This is a genomic window from Paenibacillus wulumuqiensis, assembly GCF_000971965.1.
Classification (GTDB): domain Bacteria; phylum Bacillota; class Bacilli; order Paenibacillales; family Paenibacillaceae; genus Saccharibacillus; species Saccharibacillus wulumuqiensis.
In genome coordinates this window covers 183,877-208,483 of record NZ_LAQP01000013.1, presented here as the reverse complement: position 1 = coordinate 208,483, position 24,607 = coordinate 183,877, and the positions used below count along the sequence as shown (strand labels likewise).

The 24,607-nt window shown below is 47.8% G+C and carries 24 protein-coding genes; all 24 read right to left on the bottom strand.

Going from position 1 to position 24,607, the window contains the following annotated elements:
- Nucleotides 1–168 precede the first annotated feature (168 nt).
- The 24 genes from proS to flhB all read right to left on the bottom strand — a co-directional run bounded on the left by proS (nucleotide 169) and on the right by flhB (nucleotide 24,598).
- Nucleotides 169–1,626, bottom strand: a complete 1,458-nt coding sequence (gene proS / locus WH45_RS15865) for a proline--tRNA ligase (RefSeq protein WP_046215396.1) — start codon at nucleotides 1,624–1,626, stop codon at nucleotides 169–171.
- A 359-nt stretch (nucleotides 1,627–1,985) separates the two neighbouring features.
- Nucleotides 1,986–3,257 carry an RIP metalloprotease RseP gene (gene rseP, locus WH45_RS15860; RefSeq protein ID WP_046215395.1) on the bottom strand — a complete coding sequence of 424 codons (1,272 nt, stop codon included), beginning with the start codon at nucleotides 3,255–3,257 and terminating at the stop codon, nucleotides 1,986–1,988.
- 238 nt (nucleotides 3,258–3,495) lie between these two features.
- Nucleotides 3,496–4,647 (bottom strand): 1-deoxy-D-xylulose-5-phosphate reductoisomerase, encoded by a 1,152-nt coding sequence (locus WH45_RS15855; protein ID WP_046215394.1) that lies wholly within the window; start codon nucleotides 4,645–4,647, stop codon nucleotides 3,496–3,498.
- A 40-nt stretch (nucleotides 4,648–4,687) separates the two neighbouring features.
- Nucleotides 4,688–5,488: a phosphatidate cytidylyltransferase gene (locus tag WH45_RS15850; protein WP_046215393.1), complete on the bottom strand. Its 801-nt coding sequence runs from the start codon at nucleotides 5,486–5,488 to the stop codon at nucleotides 4,688–4,690.
- Nucleotides 5,489–5,535: 47 nt separating this feature from the next.
- A complete protein-coding gene (locus WH45_RS15845; protein WP_046215392.1) occupies nucleotides 5,536–6,300 on the bottom strand; it encodes an isoprenyl transferase in 765 nt (254 codons plus the stop codon).
- 66 nt (nucleotides 6,301–6,366) lie between these two features.
- Nucleotides 6,367–6,921: a ribosome recycling factor gene (gene frr / locus WH45_RS15840; protein ID WP_046215391.1), complete on the bottom strand. Its 555-nt coding sequence runs from the start codon at nucleotides 6,919–6,921 to the stop codon at nucleotides 6,367–6,369.
- A complete protein-coding gene (pyrH, locus tag WH45_RS15835) occupies nucleotides 6,921–7,649 on the bottom strand; it encodes a UMP kinase (protein WP_046215390.1) in 729 nt (242 codons plus the stop codon). Before pyrH ends, frr begins: the two co-directional genes overlap by 1 nt.
- Nucleotides 7,650–7,846: 197 nt before the next feature.
- Entirely contained in the window at nucleotides 7,847–8,497 is a 651-nt protein-coding gene (gene tsf / locus WH45_RS15830; RefSeq protein ID WP_046215389.1) for a translation elongation factor Ts, read from the bottom strand.
- A gap of 253 nt (nucleotides 8,498–8,750) precedes the next feature.
- Complete coding sequence (rpsB, locus tag WH45_RS15825) at nucleotides 8,751–9,449, bottom strand: 30S ribosomal protein S2 (protein ID WP_017813707.1); 699 nt, start codon at nucleotides 9,447–9,449, stop codon at nucleotides 8,751–8,753.
- 222 nt (nucleotides 9,450–9,671) lie between these two features.
- Entirely contained in the window at nucleotides 9,672–10,298 is a 627-nt protein-coding gene (locus tag WH45_RS15820) for a hypothetical protein (RefSeq protein WP_046215388.1), read from the bottom strand.
- Nucleotides 10,295–10,921 carry a hypothetical protein gene (locus tag WH45_RS15815; RefSeq protein WP_046215387.1) on the bottom strand — a complete coding sequence of 209 codons (627 nt, stop codon included), beginning with the start codon at nucleotides 10,919–10,921 and terminating at the stop codon, nucleotides 10,295–10,297. Before WH45_RS15815 ends, WH45_RS15820 begins: the two co-directional genes overlap by 4 nt.
- Nucleotides 10,922–10,971: 50 nt before the next feature.
- Nucleotides 10,972–11,280 (bottom strand): hypothetical protein, encoded by a 309-nt coding sequence (locus WH45_RS15810; RefSeq protein WP_046215386.1) that lies wholly within the window; start codon nucleotides 11,278–11,280, stop codon nucleotides 10,972–10,974.
- A 26-nt stretch (nucleotides 11,281–11,306) separates the two neighbouring features.
- The gene (locus tag WH45_RS15805) at nucleotides 11,307–12,713 is read right to left on the bottom strand and encodes a DUF342 domain-containing protein (RefSeq protein WP_046215385.1); all 1,407 of its coding nucleotides are present in this window, start codon (nucleotides 12,711–12,713) and stop codon (nucleotides 11,307–11,309) included.
- 32 nt (nucleotides 12,714–12,745) lie between these two features.
- Complete coding sequence (locus WH45_RS15800; RefSeq protein WP_046215384.1) at nucleotides 12,746–13,534, bottom strand: FliA/WhiG family RNA polymerase sigma factor; 789 nt, start codon at nucleotides 13,532–13,534, stop codon at nucleotides 12,746–12,748.
- A 15-nt stretch (nucleotides 13,535–13,549) separates the two neighbouring features.
- A complete protein-coding gene (locus tag WH45_RS15795; protein ID WP_046215383.1) occupies nucleotides 13,550–13,993 on the bottom strand; it encodes a hypothetical protein in 444 nt (147 codons plus the stop codon).
- Nucleotides 13,994–13,996: 3 nt separating this feature from the next.
- Nucleotides 13,997–14,494 (bottom strand): chemotaxis protein CheD, encoded by a 498-nt coding sequence (locus WH45_RS15790; RefSeq protein WP_046215382.1) that lies wholly within the window; start codon nucleotides 14,492–14,494, stop codon nucleotides 13,997–13,999.
- Complete coding sequence (locus tag WH45_RS15785) at nucleotides 14,487–15,113, bottom strand: chemotaxis protein CheC (protein WP_046215381.1); 627 nt, start codon at nucleotides 15,111–15,113, stop codon at nucleotides 14,487–14,489. The genes WH45_RS15790 and WH45_RS15785 overlap by 8 nt, the downstream gene beginning before the upstream one ends.
- A 1-nt stretch (nucleotide 15,114) precedes the next feature.
- Nucleotides 15,115–15,573 carry a chemotaxis protein CheW gene (locus WH45_RS15780; protein WP_046215380.1) on the bottom strand — a complete coding sequence of 153 codons (459 nt, stop codon included), beginning with the start codon at nucleotides 15,571–15,573 and terminating at the stop codon, nucleotides 15,115–15,117.
- A gap of 30 nt (nucleotides 15,574–15,603) precedes the next feature.
- The gene (locus WH45_RS15775) at nucleotides 15,604–17,700 is read right to left on the bottom strand and encodes a chemotaxis protein CheA (protein WP_046215379.1); all 2,097 of its coding nucleotides are present in this window, start codon (nucleotides 17,698–17,700) and stop codon (nucleotides 15,604–15,606) included.
- 44 nt (nucleotides 17,701–17,744) lie between these two features.
- Nucleotides 17,745–19,202 carry a protein-glutamate methylesterase/protein-glutamine glutaminase gene (locus tag WH45_RS15770; RefSeq protein WP_046215378.1) on the bottom strand — a complete coding sequence of 486 codons (1,458 nt, stop codon included), beginning with the start codon at nucleotides 19,200–19,202 and terminating at the stop codon, nucleotides 17,745–17,747.
- A 27-nt stretch (nucleotides 19,203–19,229) separates the two neighbouring features.
- The gene (locus WH45_RS15765; protein WP_046215377.1) at nucleotides 19,230–20,120 is read right to left on the bottom strand and encodes a MinD/ParA family protein; all 891 of its coding nucleotides are present in this window, start codon (nucleotides 20,118–20,120) and stop codon (nucleotides 19,230–19,232) included.
- Complete coding sequence (flhF, locus tag WH45_RS15760) at nucleotides 20,117–21,457, bottom strand: flagellar biosynthesis protein FlhF (RefSeq protein WP_046215376.1); 1,341 nt, start codon at nucleotides 21,455–21,457, stop codon at nucleotides 20,117–20,119. The genes WH45_RS15765 and flhF overlap by 4 nt, the downstream gene beginning before the upstream one ends.
- Nucleotides 21,454–23,487 (bottom strand): flagellar biosynthesis protein FlhA, encoded by a 2,034-nt coding sequence (gene flhA / locus WH45_RS15755; RefSeq protein ID WP_046215375.1) that lies wholly within the window; start codon nucleotides 23,485–23,487, stop codon nucleotides 21,454–21,456. The genes flhF and flhA overlap by 4 nt, the downstream gene beginning before the upstream one ends.
- Nucleotides 23,488–23,509: 22 nt before the next feature.
- On the bottom strand, nucleotides 23,510–24,598 hold the full coding sequence (flhB, locus tag WH45_RS15750; RefSeq protein WP_200897713.1) for a flagellar biosynthesis protein FlhB: 1,089 nt from the start codon (nucleotides 24,596–24,598) through the stop codon (nucleotides 23,510–23,512).
- Nucleotides 24,599–24,607 lie beyond the last annotated feature (9 nt).

The window sequence follows — 24,607 nt, the reverse complement described above, 5'->3', positions numbered from 1 at the left end:
CAAAAAAGTGGCAAGCTCCCGTTAAAGTCGGTGCCAGACTGACGTCTACTCCGCTCTCCGGAAGCTTGCCTGCTTGATGTCATGCTTCTGTATAACTGGTTCACATGTAACCACCAGGCATACGATATATTTCGGATAATTATATTATTCTGAACAGTAAATCAAAAATCAATATGCACGTGCAAACACAACGGTGTGCTTGGCAGGCTGTCCGGTTACCAGACATTTATCCTTCTGCACATCCAGCTGGAACGGAATGTTACGGATCGTTGCGCCTGTCTCTTCTTTGACTTGGCGCTCGGTCTCTTCCGTGCCATCCCATCCGGCGATAAAGAATCCACGTTTTTCTTCCATGATCGCTTTCATCTCATCCAGTGTATCGATCACATGCATGTTCTCTTCACGGAATGCCAGTGCACGGGCATACATTTCCTCTTGTACCTGATCCAGCATAGCTTGTACTTCGGCAACGATGTTTTCCAGAGGTACCTGTTTCTTCTCGCCGCTAATACGGGAGACAAGCACACATACACCGTTCTCGATATCACGAGGACCCACTTCCAGACGTACCGGAATACCACGCATTTCGTATTCGTTGAATTTCCAGCCTGGACGTACATCTGCACGATCATCGATACCAACGCGTACGCCTGCTTTTTTCAGTTCAGCGAACAGCTCATCGGCACGACCAACGACCAGATCACGTGTTTTGGGAGGTCCAATCGGAATGATCATAACCTGCTTCGGTGCTACTTTTGGCGGCAGTGCCAGACCGCGGTCATCACCGTGTACCATGATCAGCGCACCGATCAGACGTGTACTTACACCCCATGAAGTGGTATGCGCATATTCCTGTGTATTTTCACGGCTCAGGAACTGGATATCAAAAGCTTCCGCAAAATTGGTTCCCATATAGTGGGAAGTACCTGCCTGTACAGCACGTCCATCTTTCATCATCGCTTCGATGGAGTATGTAGCTTTGGCGCCGGCAAACTTCTCCGAAGGGCTCTTTTGTCCTTTGATTACAGGGATAGCCAGGAAGTCCTGAACAAACTCCGTATATACATCCAGCATGCGCATCGTTTCTTCCATTGCTTCATCCTGGGTTTCATGAGCGGTATGACCTTCCTGCCACAGGAATTCACTTGTACGCAGGAATGGCAGTGTGCGCTTCTCCCAGCGTACTACGTTCGCCCATTGATTGATCATTACAGGCAGATCGCGGTAGGATTGAATCCATTTGGAATACATATGGCCAAACATGGTTTCGGAAGTTGGACGAATCGCCAGACGTTCTTCCAGCGGATCGCCACCAGCTTCGGTTACCCAAGGCAGTTCCGGGTTGAAGCCTTCAACGTGTTCTTTTTCTTTCTCAAAAAAGCTCTCCGGGATAAAGAGCGGGAAGTAGGCATTACGATGACCGGTTTCTTTGAAACGACGATCCAGATCCTGCTGGATGTGCTCCCAGATCTCATAACCGTCCGGACGGAAGACGATACATCCGCGAACCGGGGAATAATCCATCAGTTCGGCTTTCTTGATCACGTCGATATACCAACGCGAGAAATCTTCGCTCTGTGGAGTAATTTCTGTTACAAATTGTTTATCCTGCTTTTCGTTCGACATAAAAATGGATATCCTCCTGTAAGTAACCAGTATTTAAATGAGCAGGCTGTCCGGCTGCCGGATCATAGACGAAATCGACTATTCAGGCAGCGCTCACCAACATATTTTCATCTATTGTAGCACGATTGCCGGAACTTGTTGAACCCTTTCAGACAAAGAAGCACAAGAGTGATGAAATGCAATCCGCCTGAAGGGCTTCAAAGCGTACAGCTGCATTTCTGTTCGACTCTTCTGCTTCTCTCTGCTGCTTGTATGGATCTGTATGGAACAGATCAATAAACCATCAAACAAATAGTATCCTGAACCTGTTAAATTAACAAGTCATTTCACAAATTGTTCTGCTTGCTGCTTCTTTTCCATTATCCGCGGATCAGCCTCAAGATATCGTTATACGTTACTGCAATCATCAGCAGGAACAGCATAGCGAATCCGATAACATGTACAAGACCTTCCTTACCCGGATCCAGCGGTTTACGGCGAATCCATTCTACAAAGATGAAGATCAGACGACTGCCATCCAGTGCCGGAATCGGAAGCAGGTTGAAAATTCCAAGGTTGATACTGATAATCGCTGTCCAGCGGATCATCTGTTCCAAGCCCATTTTAGCTACATCATTTGTCGCTTGAATCGTACCTACCGGTCCAGCCAGTTGATCCAGTTCAAATTGTCCGAAAATCAATCTCTTGAGACCTTCCAGAATAAGTCCGCTCATATCCACAAAGGATTGACCGGCATATTTGAAGGTTTCTCCAATGGTTGCACTGCGAGCCTCTACATTTGGGATAACTCCAACTTTACCAATGTTGCTTGCATCCAGTTTGGGCGTAACTGTAATGGTCTGTTCCTGACCATCCCGTTCAATCACCCACTGCATTGGTTTGTTTGGCGATTCCTGCACGAGTTTGACTAGTGTCTGCGGATTGCTTCCAACCGGTGCTCCATTAATCTTTTCTACCAGATCGCCTTTTTGTAGTCCCGCTTCATCTGCCGCTCCATTAGCCATGACCTGTGTAAGTTCAAGACCTCTTGGATTTTCCGCAGGCACACCAACCATACGTACATAGACCAGACAAAGTATAATTGCCAAAATAAAGTTCATGGCTGGACCTGCAAAAATGGACAGTGCACGTTTGCCGACCGATGCGCTGTTAAAGTGACGGTTGCGAGGTGCAATCTGAATCTCCTGTCCTCTCGCCATCATCATCGCCTGTGGATGAACAGCAAATGTCTGCATTTCGCCATCCACATCCATAACAATCTTCAGATCGTCGACCAGATCGATGGACTGCACTTCACCGCGAATTACATTTTTGCGGTTATCCAGCTGATCGACAAAAATGGTCTTGACCAGATTGTCCGATGTCCGTACTGCGATTGTCTGACCTGGCTGAATCTCTGCCAGTTCCGGGTCTTCACCGGCCATACGGGCATAGCCACCGAATGGCAGCAGACGAAGCGTGAACACCGTTTCATTTCTTTTATATGAAAAAAGCTTGGGGCCAAATCCTATCGCAAATTCCCGCACCAGTACACCGGCACGCTTGGCAAAGAAATAGTGTCCCCACTCATGCACAGTCACGATCGTAAAAAACATGAGTACAATCATAATAATTCGTTGAAGTGTCTCCAAATTGCCAAATCCTCCTTTTATGCTTGCGACCGAAGGTCTTACTATTAGATTATCACTTCTGTAAGGCTATATACAAGCATAGCTGGCGAAGACAATGTAACAAATTACTTTAATTGGAAAATGGAGGTTTGGTCTATTATACTGGTGAACCTCCATCCCCAGATTGCTAACGTTCTGATCTAATGCCACAGCCTTTTGCCCATCAAAAAACATGCAAGCTGCAATTAATCGACAGCTATCAGCTGTTTGTGGAAAAAGCCATTGCCCGTCTCCGGGTCTCCTGATCCACGGCCTGAATGACTTCCAGTTCCGGATTCGCCGTTGTCTGATGATTCTCCAGCGCATCGGCAATGATATCCTCAATCGCCAGGAAAGCAATCTCTCCATTAAGGAATCGGGCCACTGCCACTTCATTAGCCGCGTTAAATACAGTGGGAGCTGTTCCGCCCAGACGACCTGCTTCAAACGCCATACGCAGGCAAGGGAAGCGCTCATAGTCCATTTCCTTGAAGTTCAGCTGTCCGACCTGAGCCAGAGACAGTCGAGGTGATGGCGAAGGCTGACGATCGGGATAAGTTAGTGCATACTGAATAGGCACTCTCATATCCGGGTTACCCAGCTGGGCAATAATGCTCGTATCCACAAATTCCACAAAAGAATGAATAATGCTCTCCGGGTGCAGAAGAACCGAAATCTGATCGTAGGGCATATCAAATAACCAGTGGGCTTCGATCACTTCAAGCCCTTTGTTCGCCATACTGGCGGAGTCAATCGTAATCTTGGCTCCCATCGACCAGTTCGGATGCTTGAGTGCATCTGCCACCGTTACATTCTGCAGCTCTGCACGTGTGCGATTGCGGAATGAACCACCTGAAGCGGTCAGTGTCAGTTGAGCGATTCGCTCACGCGGTTCCCCATTCAGAGACTGGAACAATGCCGAATGCTCACTGTCAATCGGAAGCAGCTGTACTCCTTTTTGACGGGCACGCTCGGTAACCAGATGTCCTGCGGTCACGAGTGTTTCTTTGTTCGCCAGTCCGATCGTCTTGCCCGCTTCGATAGCTGCTAGGGTGGATGGCAGACCCATACTGCCCATTACAGCAGTGACGACAGTATCCGCCTCAGTGCCTGCAGCCACCTCGATCAGCCCCTCTTCACCGGAATAAATCTTGGTACCGGCGGGAAGCTGATGACAAATCTGTTCTGCCAGCTCCTGGGTAGCTACAGACACAATTTTCGGCTTGAATTCATTCGCCTGCTGCACCACCAACTCTGTATTGGTACCTGCCGCTATCCCTTCTACCTGAAAGGCTTCGGGATGAGCACGTACTACGTCCAGCGTCTGGGTACCAATCGAACCGGTTGAACCGAGAATTGCTATCTTTTTCATTGCGTCCTCCGTCTGCTCTTCATTTACTATATTGTTACTATCAATAAGGCATTAACATTAAAATATGCACAAAAGGAAAGACCATCAGCCAGCTGTCGCATCGATCCAGAATCCCTCCGTGCCCAGGCAGTATTTTCCCGGAATCCTTGATCCCGTAAATACGCTTGTATGCGGATTGAATCAGATCGCCCATCTGTCCGATGATGGATGCGGCTACACCGATCAGAATGGCAGTCCACAGCGGGCACAGCATCGGTGACATTACCGAAAAGACGACGGCCACCACAATCGCAAAAAATATACCGCCAACTGCGCCTTCAATGGTCTTGTTCGGACTGATCGAAGGCCAGAGCTTGCGTTTGCCCAGCGCTTTCCCTGTAAAATATGCGCCAATATCGCTCGCCCAGATGGACGCCAGCAGCATAAATGTCCAATATAAGCCATGGCCATCCGGTGCCTGACGTGTATATGCAATATAAGCAAAACCTGCACCTATATAAAAGGCTCCAATGAACAGAAGTGCCATTTGTTTAATATCCAGACGATTCTTGGATATAACAGTAATGGACAGCAACAACAGCATTGCGATCCATAGACTGTGATCAACGGACAATGGCGGTGTCAGATTCATTAGTGTCCAGGGAAAGAGCATATACGCGACACTAATGTAGCCGATCACCGCCGGTGCTCCGAATGGAGCCGCCTTTGTCATGGTTACAAATTCATAATATCCAATTAGAGCCATTGCCAGTATCAAGCCCTGATATGCGTAGCCACCAAGCAGGCAAAAGCTAACATAAACCGCTGCAGCTATGATACCAGTGATTATCCGCTCTTTCACAATCCATCCTCCATCCGAACAACGTACAGAGCGTTCGCCGGTACAACCTAGAGACCGCCATACCTCCGTATTCTGCGCTGATATTCTGCTACTGCTTCAATCATATGTTCTTTGCCAAATTCCGGCCAGTAAATCGGTGTAAACCACAATTCACTGTAAGCCAGCTGCCAGAGCATAAAATTGCTCAGCCGAAGTTCTCCACTGGTACGGATCAGCAGATCAGGATCGGGCAGATCTGACGATTGCAGCACGGTACCGAATGTATCGGGATTGATATCCTCCACAGACATCACACCGTTTTGGACAGCTTCCACCATTTTTTTTACACCTTCCGTGATTTCAACCCGGCTGCCATAGTTCATGGCAAATGTTAATACCAGCCCTGTATTGTGCTGAGTATCACGGATTGCTTTTTCCAGCGGTTCCAGTGTAAAGGAAGGCAGTACACTCTTATCTCCCATTAATCGGACCTGTACATTTTTCTCAACCAGTTCTTCGAGCTCTGTAGCTACAAATTCCCCCGGAAGCTTCATTAGAAAATCCACTTCTTCTCTGGGTCTTTTCCAGTTCTCTGTCGAGAAAGCATACATGGTCAAATATTTGACTCCAAGTTCATCTGCAGCAATGGTGGCACGCTTTACAGCTTTCATTCCGTTTTGGTGCCCGATAACGCGCGGCATGCCCAAACTTTTCGCCCAGCGTCCATTTCCATCCATAATAATGGCAATATGCTGTGGAATATTCTCCTGCGAAAGTTCGCCGGAACTTTGTTGCTCTTCTTTTTCCCACCACGAGCGAACACGCTTGAACATCACTTTTCCTCCATGCCAGTAGTGAAAAGAGACAAACCCCACCATTTCGGAGGGGTCGCCAGTCTCTTACACTTCCATAATCTCTTTTTCTTTCGCAGCCAGTACGTTGTCGACTTCCTTGATGAAGCGGTCTGTCAGTTTTTGTACATCTTCCTGATGACCACGGGATTCATCTTCAGAGATATCGGTTTTTTCCAGCTTTTTGATATCATCATTCGCATCACGGCGAATGTTACGAATGGCAACTTTGGACTCTTCACCAAACTTTTTGGTCAGCTTTACCAGTTCTGAACGGCGTTCTTCAGTCAGCTGTGGAATCGACAGGCGAATGATGTTGCCATCGTTGGCCGGAGTCAATCCAAGATCCGATTTCATGATTGCACGTTCAATGTCTGACAAAGAAGATTTGTCCCAAGGCTGAATGAGCAGCGTGCGGGAATCCGGTGTACTAATGTTGGCCAACTGATTCAGAGGCGTCATGGAGCCATAATATTCTACCTGCACACGATCCAGAATGGATGGCGTTGCGCGTCCGGCGCGCAGTGTAGCCAGGTCACGGCTCAGAGCTTGAATCGCTTTTTGCATACGATCTTCTGCACTTTTTTTAACCGATTGAGGCATTAATCTACACTCCCTTTAACAACCGTACCGATCTTCTCACCGAGTACGACTCGTTTGATATTTCCCTGTTCCGTAATGGCGAATACAATTAGCGGGATATTATTATCCATACACAGAGAAGACGCTGTCGAATCCATAACACCCAGATTCTGATTCAGCACTTCCATGTATGTAAGTTGTTCGAATTTGACAGCGGTCGGGTCCTTGAATGGATCTGCCGAGTACACACCGTCGACTTTGTTTTTAGCCATCAAAATAACTTCTGCTTCGATCTCGGCTGCACGAAGTGCTGCTGTTGTATCGGTGGAGAAGAATGGATTACCTGTTCCGGCTGCGAAGATGACGACACGTCCCTTTTCCAGATGACGGATAGCTCTTCTACGGATATATGGCTCAGCGATCTGCTGCATTGCGATCGATGTCTGTACACGTGTTGGAACATCAATTTGTTCCAATGCATCCTGCAGAGCCAGCGAGTTCATTACAGTAGCCAGCATGCCCATGTAATCTGCCGTTGCACGGTCGATTCCATTCGCACTGCCTGCAATACCGCGCCAGATGTTACCGCCGCCGCACACTACTGCTACCTCCACGCCCAATTCAACAACTTCCTTGATCTGATCTGCGATCGAAGAAATCATGTCTGCTTCAATGCCGTACCCCGTCATACCTGACAGCGACTCACCACTGACCTTCAAGACCACTCTTTTAAATACAGGCTTATTCAAATTCATACCCTCCACTTTGCGAATTTAGTTCTGATAGCGGTATAACCGGCTATTTTGATGTCTTTTACTCTGTTCCGGTTCCACTTACAGGCTTCCGTAATTAAACGATCTTACAAAAGAAGGAACACAGTCTGTGTCCCCTCCTTGTTTGTTATAACTGAATCGTTTTTCGGTGATGCCACCCGAAATGAATCGGATTAGCGGTTAACCTGTGCCATAACTTCTTCAACAAAGTTGTCTTCTTTTTTCTCCAGGCCTTCACCCAGTTCGAAGCGGGCAAAACGACGGATAGAGATGTTTTCACCGATTGTGCTGATTTTTTCGTTCAGCAGTTGGCTGATTGTTTTGTCTGGATCTTTAACGAAAGATTGCTCCAGCAGGCAGTACTCTTCATAGTACTTGTTAATGCGGCCTTCAACCATTTTTTCAACGATTTTCTCAGGCTTGCCTTCGTTCAGAGCTTGTGCTTTCAGGATTTCTTTTTCTTTCTCGATCGCTTCAGCCGGAACTTCTTCACGACGAACATACAGCGGGTTAGCTGCTGCGATTTGCATAGCGATGTCGCGAGCGAAAGATTTGAATTGATCAGTTTTACCTACGAAGTCAGTTTCGCAGTTGATTTCAACCAGTACGCCGATACGTCCGCCAGCGTGGATGTAAGATTCAACAGTACCTTCAGTTGCTGCACGGCCAGCTTTGTTTGCTGCTGCAGACAGACCTTTTTCACGAAGTACGTCTACCGCTTTTGCGATGTCGCCGCCTGTTTCTTCCAGTGCTTTCTTACAATCCAGCATACCTGCGCCTGTTTTTTCACGAAGCTCTTTTACTGCGCTTGCACTAACTGCCATTATTGTGACCTCCATATAATTGAGTATTTAAGTAACATCCATCCGACCTGCACAGCCGGGGCTGTCGATCGTTTTTCACCCTGGTATCCTTTACCGGGATACACCCAGTAGAAGCTTACCATATTTTATCAGGAAATTAAATTTGCAATTCCTCTGATATCTTAAAAAAAGGGCAGTGAAAGGCTATACACCTACCAACCACCCTTTTATTTTTACGCAATCTTCATTGCCATGTTAATGCGTGATCAGCTAATTATGCAGTAGTTTGCTCGCCTTGGTTAGCTTCGATAACCGCATCAGCCATTTTTCCAGTCAGCAATTTAACCGCGCGAATCGCGTCATCGTTACCTGGAATTACATAGTCGATTTCGTCCGGATCACAGTTAGTATCAACGATACCTACGATTGGGATACCCAGTTTGCGAGCTTCTGCAACAGCAATACGCTCTTTACGAGGATCGATGATGAACAGGGCGCTAGGCAGGCCTCTCATGTTTTTGATACCGCCCAAGAATTTCTCCAGACGATCTTTCTCTTTACGAAGCAAGATTACTTCTTTTTTAGGGAGTACTTCGAAAGTACCGTCTTCTTCCCATTTTTCCAGTTCTTTCAGACGGTTGATACGTTTTTGGATCGTTTCGAAGTTAGTCAGTGTACCACCCAACCAACGTTGGTTGATGTAGAATTGACCTGCGCGCTCAGCTTCTTCCTTAACGGAATCTTGAGCTTGCTTTTTAGTACCAACGAACAGTACAGTACCGCCGTCAGCTGCTACGGATTTTACGAAGTTGTAAGCTTCATCGACTTTTTTAACTGTTTTTTGCAGGTCGATGATGTAAATTCCGTTTCTTTCTGTAAAGATGTAACGATCCATTTTTGGGTTCCAGCGACGAGTCTGGTGTCCGAAATGTACGCCAGCTTCCAAAAGCTGTTTCATGGAAATAACTGCCATTTGTGTGTTCCTCCTAAGATTTGGTTTTTTGTGTGCCTCCGCTCTCGTCCACTTTCGGCAAGACTTTTCAATGAAAAGCACCTTTGCCTGAAATCAGAAAGCGTGTGTTTTAACACCACCAATTAATATACCATAACGCTAATATAATGTGCAATACCCAATCTTAATACGTTTGATTTTGGGCAGAAAAACAGCCACCTTCACGCCGCTTTTCGCAGTGTATCATGAAGATGGCTGTCCGGTAATCACGCTGATGATATCATCGTAATCCTGTTTGGTTCCAATCTTGAAAGTACCGATCTGGAGCTTGGTGTTGGCCTTGCGTTCTGAAGCTTTGTTGATGAATTCATTTTGGCTGCTGATCAGCCCTTCCTTTTTGAGGGAAAAAGCAACATCATCCAGATTTTCACCAGGATTAATTGTAAAGCTTACATCGGGTGACTCTGGAGAGGATGGAGCTTTGGATTGCTGTGTCTGGCTGTTCTTACTGCTCGCCGGCTGCTTGGGCTGGCTGGTGGTCTCGTTGGACGACGCCTTTGGCTGCTGCGGGCTGGTTGGCGCTTTTGGCTCTTTGGTAGTGGATGCTGCCTTGCTGCCGTTTTGCGCTTCTTCCTTTTTAGCTGCCTCTTCTGCCTGCAGCTGCTTCCACTGTTCAGCCGTATATACTTTTTGATCCGAGCTGAACACCTGCATATTCTGGGCTTGTGCAGCCTCCTGCAACTGCTCCGGGGTCAGCTGTGTTCCATCCATCATCGTCTGGCCTTTGCCGATATTCACAAGCTGCAGCAAAATGGCTCCTACGATCATCCCTATTCCTATTCCAATAATCAAAGAACGATTTTTGATCACGATTGTTCCTCCTGTTTGGCCAGCTGCAGAATGAGCAGTACTTCACCGCGCTGCAAACCGACCGTTTTGGCAATCGTGTCCACGGACTTGCCGCTCTCATGCAGCTTGAACAGCTCCGGATAACGGTCCTGGATCTTTTCGGAAGGTGTCTCTTCGACAATTGTCACCGGAGCCGTGTCGGACTGTTCCTCCATCATACGGGCTGCTGACTGGCGCAAGGCTTCTCCCTGCTGATTAAACCCTCTCATATCGACAGATGCAGCCGGGACTTCTATTGGTACCGGTACTACGGGGATCTGCTGATAGACAGGCTGTACAGGGGTAGCAGAAGCTTTTTGCTCCAGTTCCATCAGACGCTGCCTCATCTCGCTTACCTGCTCCTGCAGGGCCAGCTGCTTGGCTGTGGATTCCTGTTTGATCTGGGATACCAGATCAATAATTTCCTCGTTTTCCTTTTCAATCTCGGTCATGTAATGCTCCAGCGTATCCTCAACCTTTTCCACTGTAGCGGATACGGCGGGATCGGCTGCTTTGGCATTATTTTTTCGGGGAAGCATGATGCCGTAGACTACAGCGATCGCTCCCAAAAGAACAATATATACCCATGGCGGAAGTTCGCCCATATTTACTCACCCTAATAATTATGTCGTCGAATGGCAAACAAAACCTGTCTTTAGAAGGACAGGTCGATATGTTTGCCTTTGTATGGATGTTCGGCAGGAGTAGGTTCCTGGATAGCTTCTTCCTGCTCATGCTGCCTGCCGGAAGCGTGCTGCTCACCGGGATGGCCGTCATGGATGGAAGCGGAGGAAGATTCCTTGACTCCATCACTTTTGGTACGCATACGGTCTGCCTGCTCATTCAGCTGATCAGCGAGCATTGCCTGATCCAGCGCCGGACGTATAAGATGCTCCTGTTGAATCTTCCCTGCATCGCTGGTACGAGGTACCGCAATTTGCAATTCCACAGCTCTCATTCCCATGACGAACACCTGCCCTCACAATTTAATTAATGATTGGACAGCATTGCGATATCTCCATTTTCGAAAATGAAGTGAACGCGCTGTGCCGTATCTTTAATATACTTGGTATAACGGCCGATGACCAGCTTGGATCCGCCATAAATTGAATGAATGACTTCGATTTTGGCTTTGACGGATTGTTCCAGTGTTCTCTCGATATTGAGAATACTGTCTTTGATATCGTCCCGCTCACGCAGCTGACTCTTTTTGGTTGCAGACAGCTTGATGCGCAGCGCCATTTTATCGGGGCCGAGCTGTCCAACAGCAGCCAACTGGTCGAGCAAAGTCAATGCTTTCTCGGTTTTGTCGAGATTTTCCATATGCGTTTTGAGCTCATTTCTCAGGCTCACAAGCCGATTGCGCAGCTCCGGCAGTACGCCTACTTCCAGTTCAGTTACCGTGTACGCGGTGTTGCCGATCGTACGGGCTACGATAATTTCCCCTGCCTGTAAATGTCCGCCTACAATCAGACCTTTGGGTCCATTGCAGAGGATACTGTTACCGGCCTGTACCTGAGAATGCATGATGCTCTGCGAGACGATAACCGATTCTCCAGCCTGCACATGACCATCCTGGATAAAGCCTGTCTTCACATCTACAGCGGCTTTAACGAGACCTTTATGGTAGCCGATAATACCGCCGGTAATTTCGATCGAGCCGCCCGCTTCCAGTTCGGCACCTTCCACTCCGCCTACAACCCGGATATCCCCCGAAGCCTTGACCCGGAAATTGGAAAGCACATTACCGCGAATGACTACCGTTCCTACAAAATCAATATTGCCTGTATGGTAATCAATATCCCCATTTACTTCATAAACGGGAAATACGTTGATTTTGCCGTTATCCGTGCGTGAAATCATTCCGTCAATCGCCGCATACATCGCGGTCTGTTCCGGATTCAGCACAATATTTTTACCGATTTTGAATCGTGCTTCCTTGCCGGGTTTGTACGGAATTGGTTCGCCACTGACATCAATGCCAGGCTCGCCGGGCTGCGGATCAACCTTCTCGGCAATCAGCTGCCCTTTCATCGCATTGTTGAGACGTATAATTTCTTTGTAGTCCACTTTGCCATCTTCGGTCTCAAGTGGTCTTCTTGGATTGGAGTCCAGCGATACATTGTATTGAATTTTGCCATCAATTCCATTGACCGGTTTGACACCAAAAGCTACTGCGATAGCTTCGGATGCATATTGTTCCGGCTGAAGGGCGATTTTTTGCAATTCATCCATACGTATACCGTAGGTCACTCCCTGTGTACGCAAAAATCCCTCCAGTTGTTCAGCAGTGCATTCAAACTGTTCATCGTGTTTCGTAAGTTCCAGATAAGCTACAGACTTGTCATTCGAAAAGCTAAGCTTCAAGTATTCATCCAGCAATAGTTGAGAGGTCACGCCATTTTCCCCTTTCCTGCTTATAGCGGCGTTCACATATCCTGCATTAACAGACCTCTTTGTTTGTCGAGTGCTCCGCGGAGACGAAGAATTGCTTTGGAGTGCAACTGCGAGATCCGGGATGGAGACAGTGACATAACTTCTGCAATTTCACTGAGTGACAGGTCTTCATAATAAAGTAGTGAGACAACCGTTCTTTCTTTTTCGGTAAGCTTTTCGATCCCTTTCATCAGCAAATCTTTCAGTACAAAATCATTGACGGAGCGATCCGGATTTTTGGCTTTTTCATCCACAATCAGGGACATCCGCGTCTCGGATTCTTCTTCCCGGATAGGATCTTCCAGCGAGGTGATTGTCATGACTGCGACATCCTGCAGCATGGTCTGGAATTCACGTTCACTCACGTCAAGATAATTGCTGATTTCAGCATCAGAGACAGAGCGCATATACTTTTGCTCCAACTGCTGGTAGGCATCTTCAATTTTGCGGGCTTTCTCGCGTACAGACCGTGGGACCCAGTCTCCTTGTCTCAAACCGTCCAGAATAGCGCCTCTTACCCGCCAGGACGCATACGTCTCGAATTGAAGACCGCGTTTATAATCAAATTTTTCAATGGCGTCGATTAATCCCATGACTCCATTGCTCATCAGATCGTCTTTGGATACATTCTTGGGGAGACCGATAGCAAGGCGGCTTGAGACATATTCAACAGTGCCGAGGTGATTTTCAATCAATCTTTTTTTGGCTTCTACATCGCCATGTTCTTTCCATTGGATCCATAATTCGATGTGGTTAAGATGACTTCCTTTTTGCTCGCTCAATTGCTTTCACCCTCCTTACTTTTGTGTCAGATGGCGTACAGCCTTCGCCAGTTCCTCTGGATCTTGTTGCTTGGTTGAAACCAGTTTGGGAGGGTTAAGAGGAGCAAATTCGTCCTTCTGCCCTGAATCTGCTGGCTTCGGTGTCAGCAAATCATGCAATTCACTATCCTGATCAGGTGTCACAACATCAAAATGGCTTCCTCTGTCCTGATCGTCCTGAGAAAGCTCCTGTTGAGTTAATTCTTCGTTCCCGGTCGGCATTTTCGGTACTGCGCCTGCGGGATTCGCAAGAATCCCCAGAATAAAGCGCAGTACGAATGCCAGCAGGAACCACACTACAAACCCTAATATTCCTCTAAAGAGACTTGTGGTCCATAAATTATTTCCAAAAGAGACAAGGAAGGTAATGACAAACCCTATTATCCCAAACCAGAGGTTAAGTTTAATATTCCCTGCCATACCCTATATTTCCTTCTTACCCATTTGTACACTGCGAATCGACAACATACCAGTAACACAATTCATTTCAATGGTACGTCCGTAGTTCGCGCCGGTATCCTCGGCAATCAAAGGAATATTGTATTCTTTCAAAAATAATTTACAGGCTTCCACATTGCGAGGACCAATCCGCATGTGATCACCACCACTTGAAAAAGTAAACATCTGTGCTCCACCCGCCATTTTGGCGATCAGGCGTGAGCGTACAGCACCCATATCCTGCATTTTTTGCAATAATGCCGGCAGCGCGGTGTCTGCGTACTTTGCAATATTGAGCTGCCCTTCACGTGCAATATCCGAAGAAGGCAGCATAACATGGGCCATACCGGCAAGTTGAACATTTTTGTCATACAGTGTAAGGCCAACACACGAGCCCAATCCCGTCGTTCGAATTATCCCGGATGTCTTCACGACGTTCAAATCGGCCATACCTACTTTGACAACATTTTGTTCTTCAATCATCTTGGAGCGGAACTCCCAACGATTTAAAAATTTTATCAAATGATTCGGGATCCGGAATCAGAAAAAACTGTCCCTCTACAACTTCAGTTCCTTCAAGGAAGGTGGTATCGATCAATAAGGCATCATCGCCCATCTGACCGAACTGGAGAAGTCCGTAATTCAGAATGGCACCTGCCATATCCATTGCCAGGCCCGGAACGGTTGGGCTCATGGATAGACCGGTAAAATCAGCCAGAGAAGATAAATAGGACCCTGCTAATATATTACCAATTTCTGCGAGCGCTGACTGCTCCATTTCCGTAAAAAATTCCTCTTCACTGGCTTCAATGCCTGCCAAACGTCGCAGCAGTCCTTTGCCTGCCTCTGGCGTCAGTACGAAAAACAGGTTACCCGGCGCTTCTCCCTCGACCCGGAAAAAGATAGCCAGTACGATTTGTTCGGGACCGCCCACTTTTTCGGCAATCTGTTCGAAAGGAAGAATCTGCACTTTGGGTACGGCCATATCGATGGGCTTGTCCAGGAGCTGGGAGAGGGCAGTGGCTGCATTGCCTGCCCCGATATTCCCTACTTCTTTGAGCACATCCATTTTGAACCCTTCAAGATTTTTGAACAGGTCCATATTAGTCCTCAATGCTCTCTAACTGGACGACTTCGGTCTTGTCCAGTACTTCCGCAAGATTGAGCATAACCAGCAGCCGTTCTTCATCAAGCTTTGCTACTCCGTCCAGATATCTGGCTTTGACACCGCCCACTACTTCAGGCGGTTTCTCAATGCTGCTGCGTTTAATGTCAACTACATCATTTGCGGAATCCACGATAAAGCCAACTTGCATCTTCTCGACTTCAACGATGATGATACGGGTCTGATCATTGTATTCCTGGGACGGCAGGTTAAACCGTCCACGCAGATCGATAACCGGGATAACCACACCGCGCAGGTTAATAACACCTTTGACAAAACCAAGTGTTTTCGGGACGCGGGTGATCGGCATCATGCGCTCGATCGTCTGTACTTTGTCGACTTCAATGCCGTATTCTTCCGTTGCTAGTTTGAAAACGATAACTTTTAATTCATCCATGGGTAAATCCTCCTCAATAAATGGACTGCATTATTTAATAAATGCATTCGGATCAATAATCAAAGCGACCTGGCCGTCTCCCAGAATCGTCGCACCGGAGATGCCGCGTGTTTCCGGCAGATAGCTTCCCAGGCTCTTCAGAACGATTTCGTTCTGCCCAATGAAGTTCTCAACCGCAATTGCTGCCAGCTTATCTCCTTTGCGGATAACGACAATCTCGGTCTCTTCCTCTTCACGCTCATCGAAGTCAGGTACTTCAAATACACGGCTGAGGGAGAGAAGCGGGATATGCGTGTCACGGTAAGGAATCAGCTGACTGCCATGCAGATCACGTACCTGCTTCGCTTTGATGATGCCGGTTTCCACAATTGAAGTCAGTGGAATCGCATATTTTTCCGATCCAACACGGATCAGCATTGCAGAAATAATGGACAATGTCAGTGGGAGCTGTACCGAGAACTTCGTTCCTTTTCCAAGTTCGGAAGTTACCATAACATGGCCGCCCAGCGAAGTGATCTTGGATTTAACTACATCCAGACCAACGCCGCGTCCGGATACATCAGAGATGACCTCGGCAGTACTGAAGCCCGGGGCAAACAGCAGTTGGTACACTTCTTCATCTTTCATGGTGTTGGCTACATCCTGCGTAACAATGCCGTTTTTGATCGCTTTGTTAAGAACATTCTCACGGTTGATTCCGCGGCCATCATCCTCAATCTCGATAAATACGTGGTTACCGCTGTGGAAAGCACTCAGTTTTACCGTACCTGTCTCTTCTTTGCCAGCCGCAATACGGTCAGCTACCGGTTCCACGCCATGATCGACAGAGTTGCGAAGCAAGTGGACGAGTGGATCGCCGATCTCATCGATAACGGTACGATCAAGCTCTGTCTCTGCACCTGTAATAACCAGATCCAGCTTTTTATCAAGCGATTTAGCCAGGTCACGTACCATACGAGGGAAACGGTTGAATACAGTATCGACTGGTACCATCCGAAGTTTCAGAACAATGTTCTGCAGGTCTGTACTTACACGTCCCATATGCTCTACCGTATCGGTCAGGGCAGGAACCTTGACTTCACTCGCCAGCTGTTCCAGACGAACGCGGTCAATCAGCAATTCGCTGAACAGGTTCATCAGTACATCCAGGCGATCAATGTCTACACGAATCGTACGGGATGGTGCCGGTGCTGGGGCTTTGGCAGCAGCCTTTGGAGCGGCCGCTGCTTTTGGCGCTGCTGCAGGAGCTGCTGCTGGTGCTGATGCAGTTGTTGTTTGCTGTGCCGGTGCCGGGGCTGCTTCAGGTTCTGCTGCCGGAGCGGCAGACATTTCCTTGAGCGATTGGGCATCCAGACGGGTTACATTTACGCTCTCGATTTCGGAAATGCTGGTAACCATCGGTTGGAGCTCAGCCGGATCTTTTTGTGTTACATAGTACAGCGAGAAGCTGCGTTCGAACTTGTCCTGCTCAATATCCTGAGTGGACGGTTCGGATTTGATCACATCGCCGTAGCGCTCCAGCAGATCGAATACCATATAGGCACGAACCGCCTTGAGCTGGCAGTCTTCGCGGATTGCCACGTCCATGTACAGCGCCTGGTGGCCTTCTGCCATGGATTGTTCAATAACGGATTGTTGAAACTCATCCAGTTGGATGCCTTTGCTGTCCTTCACCGCTATTTCCGCTGCCGGTGCAGCCGCTGGCGTGCTTGCTGCTGCCGGTGCAGAAGCTCCTCCTGCCGGAATATCACCGCGTACGATAGCCTGCAACGATTCCACAATCGCTGTAACGTCCGCTTTACCTTCGCCGCCCTGCGTGATGTCCTGTACCATTGACTCCAGAGCATCCAGACCCTTGAAGAGCGTGTCAAAGATAAATTCCTGCATGGCCAGCTTTTCGTTACGCACCAGATCCAGTACGTTCTCCATTTGGTGCGTCAGCGCCGCCAGATCTTCAAATCCCATTGTAGCAGCCATCCCTTTCAGCGTATGCGCTGAGCGGAAGATAACCTGTACAATGCCCAGATCAGTGGGATTGCTTTCTAGTTCCAGCATTTTTTCATTTAATGACTGCAGATGATCGTTCGACTCATCAATAAACATGGATAAATATTGATTCATGTCCATCGTGAGACACCTCCTCCATAAAGTAACATAGGGCTTGTTATAAGCTATTTAACGATTTGTACAAGTTTAGGCGCAATTTCAGGTAATGGCAGGAGGTGATTTACACATCCAAGCTCTACAGCCGATCGCGGCATGCCGTATACGACACAGGTATCTTCGTTTTCTGCGAAGGTAGGGATTACGCCACTGTCGTATAAATTTTTCATTTCCTTCGCGCCATCGCTTCCCATTCCTGTCATAATCACAGCATAGCGCTGCAAATCGGAGAATGGGCGGATTGAGGCAAAAAGCGTATCCACAGAAGGACGATGCCCGTTGCGTGGTGGTTCCTGTGAAAGCTGAATACGATAGCCGCCCTGACTACGAACAACTGTCATATGATAACCTCCGGGTGCAATATAGGCTGTCCCTGGCTGAAGCGGCATTCCCTGTTCAGCTTCTACGACCGTAATCTGGCTCAGACTGTTCAGACGCTGCGCAAGAGAACGTGTGAAGTTCGGCGGCATGTGCTGCACGATCACGATAGGAGCCGGGAAATTCGCTGGGATCTTTTCAAGAAAGCTTTTCAGTGCTCTGGGCCCACCTGTAGAGCAGCCTACCGCCACCAGTTTGCCGATAGAGGCCGCAGGAACGTCAGTATGGGACGTTTTGCCTGTAATACCATCCGAAGTAGCTCCAGGAGCCGAAGACGCTACAGAAGGCTTCTCAGGCTCTTTACGAGCTAACGGATTAACTGGAGCTGCAGGAGCTTTTGGTACTTTGGGCTCAGCTGGCTTGAGCGGACTCGGCGCAGCTGTGCGTGGCTCTGCTGGTTTGGGAGGTACAGCCGGTCTGGATGGCTTGAGATCCTCAGTACGTCCAGGTCGTGCTGTCCGATTATTCAGCGGTGGTGCAGGTCTGCCTACAGGCGGTGGATTCAGGTTGCCTGGCTGAGGACGTCTGGACGACTCCTCGACAGACAGTTTGTTGTGGTGAGGCGCTGCCTGAGAAGGTGGAGGAGTAATGGTCTCTTCCCGTTTCTTCTCGACTTGCGGCAGGGATGGCGACGGAGCAGCGTCAGCCGCCATGTTTTTTTGTTCCGCCCGCTTGCGGCGTCTTTCCAATACGTGTACAGCTGTATTGAGCTGTCTCAGCAGCTGCTGTCCTACTTCTTGAATATCCTGTGAATTGCTGACCGAAGGTTTACGGATAAAGTCAAAGGCACCATTCTCCAGCGCCATGATCGTCTCACGCATGCCCTGTTCATTGATACCGGACAGCATAATGACCGGCACCGGACGCTGAGCCATAATCACTTTCAGCGCCTCCAGCCCGTTCATCTCGGGCATTTCGACATCCATTGTAACTACATCGGGTTTGAGCTCCATAACTTTCTGGGTAGCTTCCAGCCCGTTATTTGCCGTGTCAATAACCTGGAATGTAGCATCAGCCTCAATCAAGTCGGAAACAATTTTTCGCATGAACGGGGAGTCGTCTACAACCAGTACCTTATAAGTTGCCATAATGATAGCACCTCTGTCCCTACAGAATCATTTAGTACGCCGCATCCATTTCTGTATAAATCCTTTGATTCCTGTTAAGCTTCCCTCCTGGCGGGCATCCGGCGAAACTACATACTGCATGGCCAGGTTTTGGATGTCTCTTGAAGCGTGACATCCAGGAGCATTGATCGAAAAGGGAACTTGCTTTTTCACTGACTGGCTGACATGCGCGTCATCACTTACAAATCCCAACATCGGAATTTCGAGATTCAGAAACCGGCTCGTTACCAGCCTGATCTTATCCGAGGTCTGAACCGCTTCTTTCTGACTCTCTGCCCGGTTGACGACCAGTTTGAAGTTTGTGCTTTCCTCCATCCCGTACACAACCTTGATTAGGGCGTAAGCATCAGTGATCGCTGTTGGCTCCGGAGTGGTGACCACAATACACTCATCTGCCGACATAATGAACTGCAATGTTTCCTTCGAAAGTCCTGCTCCTGTATCAAACAGGATATAATCCATATCGGCAGCAATTTTTTGAATTTGAGTAGTAAAGTAAACTAAATCTTTCTCAGAGAGAGAAAATAATGAATTTAAGCCTGATCCACCGGCAATATATGGCAAAGATCCGGCGCCTTTTTCAATAATTTCGTCGATCTCTTTTTCTCCGCTCAAAAGATGCGAGAGATTATACTGCGAACGTACGCCCATCAGAACATCGATATTTGCCATTCCTATATCCGCATCAAATACGAGTACTTTACGTCCGAGGCGCTGCAGGGCAAGCCCAAAATTCAATGTGAAATTCGACTTGCCTACGCCCCCCTTACCACTCGTAACGGCAACAAACTTGGCGTTTTTCGCACCGCGTTCGGGAGCTTCCAGCGCTTTTGCTTTGGCAGACATCAGGTTTCTTAACGATTGGGCCTGATCCATCATGGCAGAATTTCTCCCAGTAACAGATTCGCCAGGAAATCAGGGCTTGGCATTAGCAGATCATCCGGTACATTCTGTCCATTGGTCATATAGGACAGACGCAGCGGATGGTCCTGAAGCAAATTAAACAGTGCGCCATAGCTTCCTGTTTCGTCAGCCTTGGTAAAAATAACTTTATCCAGCGGATATTTGCTGAAATGATTTGTAATGGTGCGCATATCCTCGGTTTTGGATGTCAGTGCCAGCACCAGATAGGTCTCGCTCTGCTCCAGCGGAGCCAGCAGGCTCTGCAGTTCGGATACAAGCAGCTCGTTCCGATAATTGCGACCGGCTGTATCCATCAAAATCAGATCACATTCGGATAACCGCTGCAGTGAGCGCTGCAAATCCCCTGGCGACTGGACCACTTCAAGTGGTACTCCCAGAATGGATGCATAGGTTCTCAGCTGCTCCACAGCAGATATACGGTACGTATCCGAGGTAATAAATCCTACTTTACGTTTGTATTTAAATAACTGCTCTGCAGCAAGCTTGGCGATAGTGGTCGTCTTGCCCACACCTGTCGGCCCGGCAATATACACAATCCGGGTCTGGGGATCAATGCCACCGCCAATGCGTGTTGCGGTAAACTGCTCAATCTGTGATTTGGCTGCAGATTTGGCTTCTGCTGCCGTTATTGTCTCCAGATTGGCAGACTGCTGTACAATTTGATCCATCCAGAGGTCAAGCAGCGGCTGCTCCACACCCTGTGCTTTGAGCTGATTCATCAGATTATGAAGCGGCTCCGGCAGATCGGCTCTTTCTTTATCCCGCGTCAGATCGGCCATCATCTGCTTCATCTGGCGCAGTTCTTCAAACAGTCGTTGTTCCGACATTTGATCAGTCGAATCCGTCACGGCATGTTCTGCCACTGTGGCAGCTGCTGCGGGAATATGCTGGAGTCTGGCACGGGCCACTTCCGGCACAAACGGTTCTTCCTCTGGCAAAGGAGGCACTGCTGCTTGCGCAGAAGAGGCAGGTTCCGGCTGATCTGCAGCCAGAGCCTGACGCATGGATTCAGCAAAAGCCTGACTGGACTTGCGATAAGCGTCAGGCACTGCCTTTTTGGGCACCGGAGCTGCTGCTGCAATAACAGGTTCAGGCTGTGCCTTGGGCGCTTCCTGGACCTGCTCCTTCTCTACCGCAGCGATAACTTCGATCTTTTTCTTTTGGAACATACCGAGAAATCCGCCAGTCTTGAGTTCCTTGGTGCTCAGTATGACTGCATCACTGCCCAGATCTGTACGGATTTTCAGCATGGCATCCGGCATGGTATCAACGATATAGCGTTTTACTCTCATAAGTTCACCACCCCGACACTTTGAATTTCAACATTGGGTTCCAGTTCGCTATAGGATAAAACGGGTATATCCTGCATGGTACGTTCAATCAACTGGCGCAGATACATACGAATTGCCGGGGAAGTCAGCACAACAGGCTGCTGTCCCATTTGAAGCAAACGGTTAACCTGCTCATTAATTTTTTGATACATCGATTGTGTGGACACCGGATCAAGCGCAAGATAGGTTCCCTGCTCGGACTGCTGCACACTTTCTGCAATCTTTTTCTCCAGATTCGGACCGACGGTAATAACACGCAGCGTCTCTCCCTGGCTGGTAAACTGCTGTGTAATCTGCCGGGAAAGGGACTGACGTACATATTCAGTCAATACATCCGGATCTTTGGTATAAGCTCCATAATCGGCCAGTGTCTCAAATATAGTTACCATGTCGCGAATGGAAATTTTCTCTTTTAATAATTTAACCAATACTTTCTGTACGTCACCTACCGACAGGATTGAAGGAATCAGCTCATCCACCAATACAGGGTAGTTTTCACGCAGATTGTCGACCAAAGAACGTGTCTCCTGACGTCCCAGCAGCTCGTGGGAGTGCTTTTTGATCAGTTCGGTCAGATGGGTGGCTACTACGGAAGGCGGATCAACCACCGTATATCCGGATAATTCAGCCCGATCTTTGGTTAATTCATCAATCCACAAAGCAGGAAGACCAAAAGCTGGTTCCAAAGTCTCTATACCTGTAATGGAATCATCATCAAAACCAGGACTCATGGCCAGGTAGTGATTTAGTAATAATTCACCACCGCCTACGATATTTCCTTTAATTTTGATTACATATTCGTTAGGTTTTAACTGAATATTATCGCGAATACGAATAACAGGGACCACAAGACCCAGTTCAAGTGCGCATTGACGACGAATCATAATAATTCGATCCAGTAAATCTCCACCTTGCTGGGTATCAGCCAGCGGAATCAATCCGTAACCGAATTCGAACTCGATCGGGTCGATCTGCAGCAGATTGATAACACTTTCCGGACTGCGAACTTCTTCGATCTGTTGTTCTTCTTCATGCTGTTCTGCTTCTGCTATCTTCTGCGTCAGATTCGCCTGCATACGCCGAGCTGCAATGAAAAGCAGAACAGCCAGCGGGAAAGTCGTAAGGAAGTGAATAGGTGTAAATAGACCCAGCAGCGTAATAACGCCTGCCACAATATACAGCAGGGTTGGATAAGAAAACAGCTGCTTGGTAATATCATCAGCCAGATTGCCTTCGGAAGATGCACGGGTAACAATCAGACCTGCTGCTGTAGAGATCAGCAGTGCAGGAATCTGACTCACCAGACCATCACCAATGGTCAATATGGAATACGTCGAAAGAGCATCAGCGAATGCCATTCCATGAATCGCTATCCCAATAATAAATCCACCAATCAAGTTGATCAGGAGGATAATAATACCTGCAATAGCATCCCCTTTAACGAACTTACTCGCACCATCCATCGCACCATAAAAATCAGCTTCACGTTCAATTTTGCTGCGTCGTTCTCTGGCTTGTTGTTCGTTGATCAGACCTGCGTTCAAATCTGCATCGATACTCATCTGCTTACCGGGCATTGCATCGAGTGTAAAGCGTGCGCCTACCTCTGCAACCCGCTCTGAACCTTTGGTAATAACGATAAATTGTACGATAACCAGAATCAGGAAGACGATGAAACCTACCGCAATCTGTCCACCGGCTACCCAGCTGCCGAATGTAGCAACAACCGATCCGGCATCACCCTCTCCAAGAATCAGTTTGGTTGTAGAAATATTCAGCGCAAGGCGGAATAGTGTTGTGATCAACAGCATTGCCGGGAATATGGAAAATTCCAGCGCTTCCTTGGTGTTCATCGCAATCAGCAAAATAATCATTGCCAGTGAGATATTGACGATGAGCAATACGTCAAGCAGCCATGCCGGGATCGGAAGGATCATCATCATGATAATTCCAATAACGCCTACAAGGACAACCAGGTCTTTTTTCTTCAATGTTATTCAGCCCTCCGATCCCTTACTTTGTTTTGCCTTTGACTTTGTATACATACGCGAGTACTTCCGCTACAGCCTGGAACAAATCTGCAGGTATGGAATCACCAATTTCCGATCTGGCGAACAGTGCACGAGCCAGCGGCTTGTTTTCCATAATCACGACGTGATTTTGCTTTGCTACTTCGCGAATTCGTAATGCCATATGATCCTGACCCTTGGCAATCACCTGAGGCGCCGCCATTTGCGAATTATCATATTTGAGTGCCACCGCAAAGTGAGTCGGGTTGGTAATAATAACATCGGCATTAGGTACTTCTTGCATCATCCGCTGCATCGCCATCCGGCGCTGTCTTTCACGGATTTTCCCTTTTATCAACGGGTCCCCTTCCGACTTTTTATATTCATCCTTGATATCCTGCTTGGACATTCGGATACTTTTATTGTGTTCATAACGCTGGTACATATAATCGAGTATGGCGAGAATAAATAGCGCAACTCCGACTTTGATTCCGAGGCTCACGGTAAGCTGCCCTGTAAAATGAAGAATGGCCTCCACGGACATATACGCTGTTTTGGAAATTTCATGTATAACGCCCTCAAGCGTACTGTATACAAGATAAGCGATTACACTCATTTTCAGTACTGATTTGATAAACTCTACAAAAGACCGCATCGATACGATATTTTTGAATCCCTTGATTGGATCGAGCTTGCTGAATCTGGGTGTGATCGGCTCTCCGGTAAACAGAAACCCAATCTGGGCATAACTTGCAGCCAGAGCCAGAATAACGACAATACCGAAGACAGGACCAAGCAGCAATAAAATCTGTATGGCATACTGTCCCAGCATCTGCATAATATTAACGACCGTTACCTCAGTAGACATCCGGTGGATGAAGGCATCTGTAAATAGCCAGGTAATACGCTTCATATAAAAATCATTAAACATAAGTAAGCATAATATCCCACCCAGCATGATCGCTGCGCCTGGTATATCCATACTTTTGGCAACCTGGCCTTTTTTACGGGTCTCCTGGCGCTTCTGGGGTGTTGCTTCCTCTGTTTTCTCGCCAGAGAATAACTGCAGATTCATTCGTAACCTGAATGCCAATGTACTGCC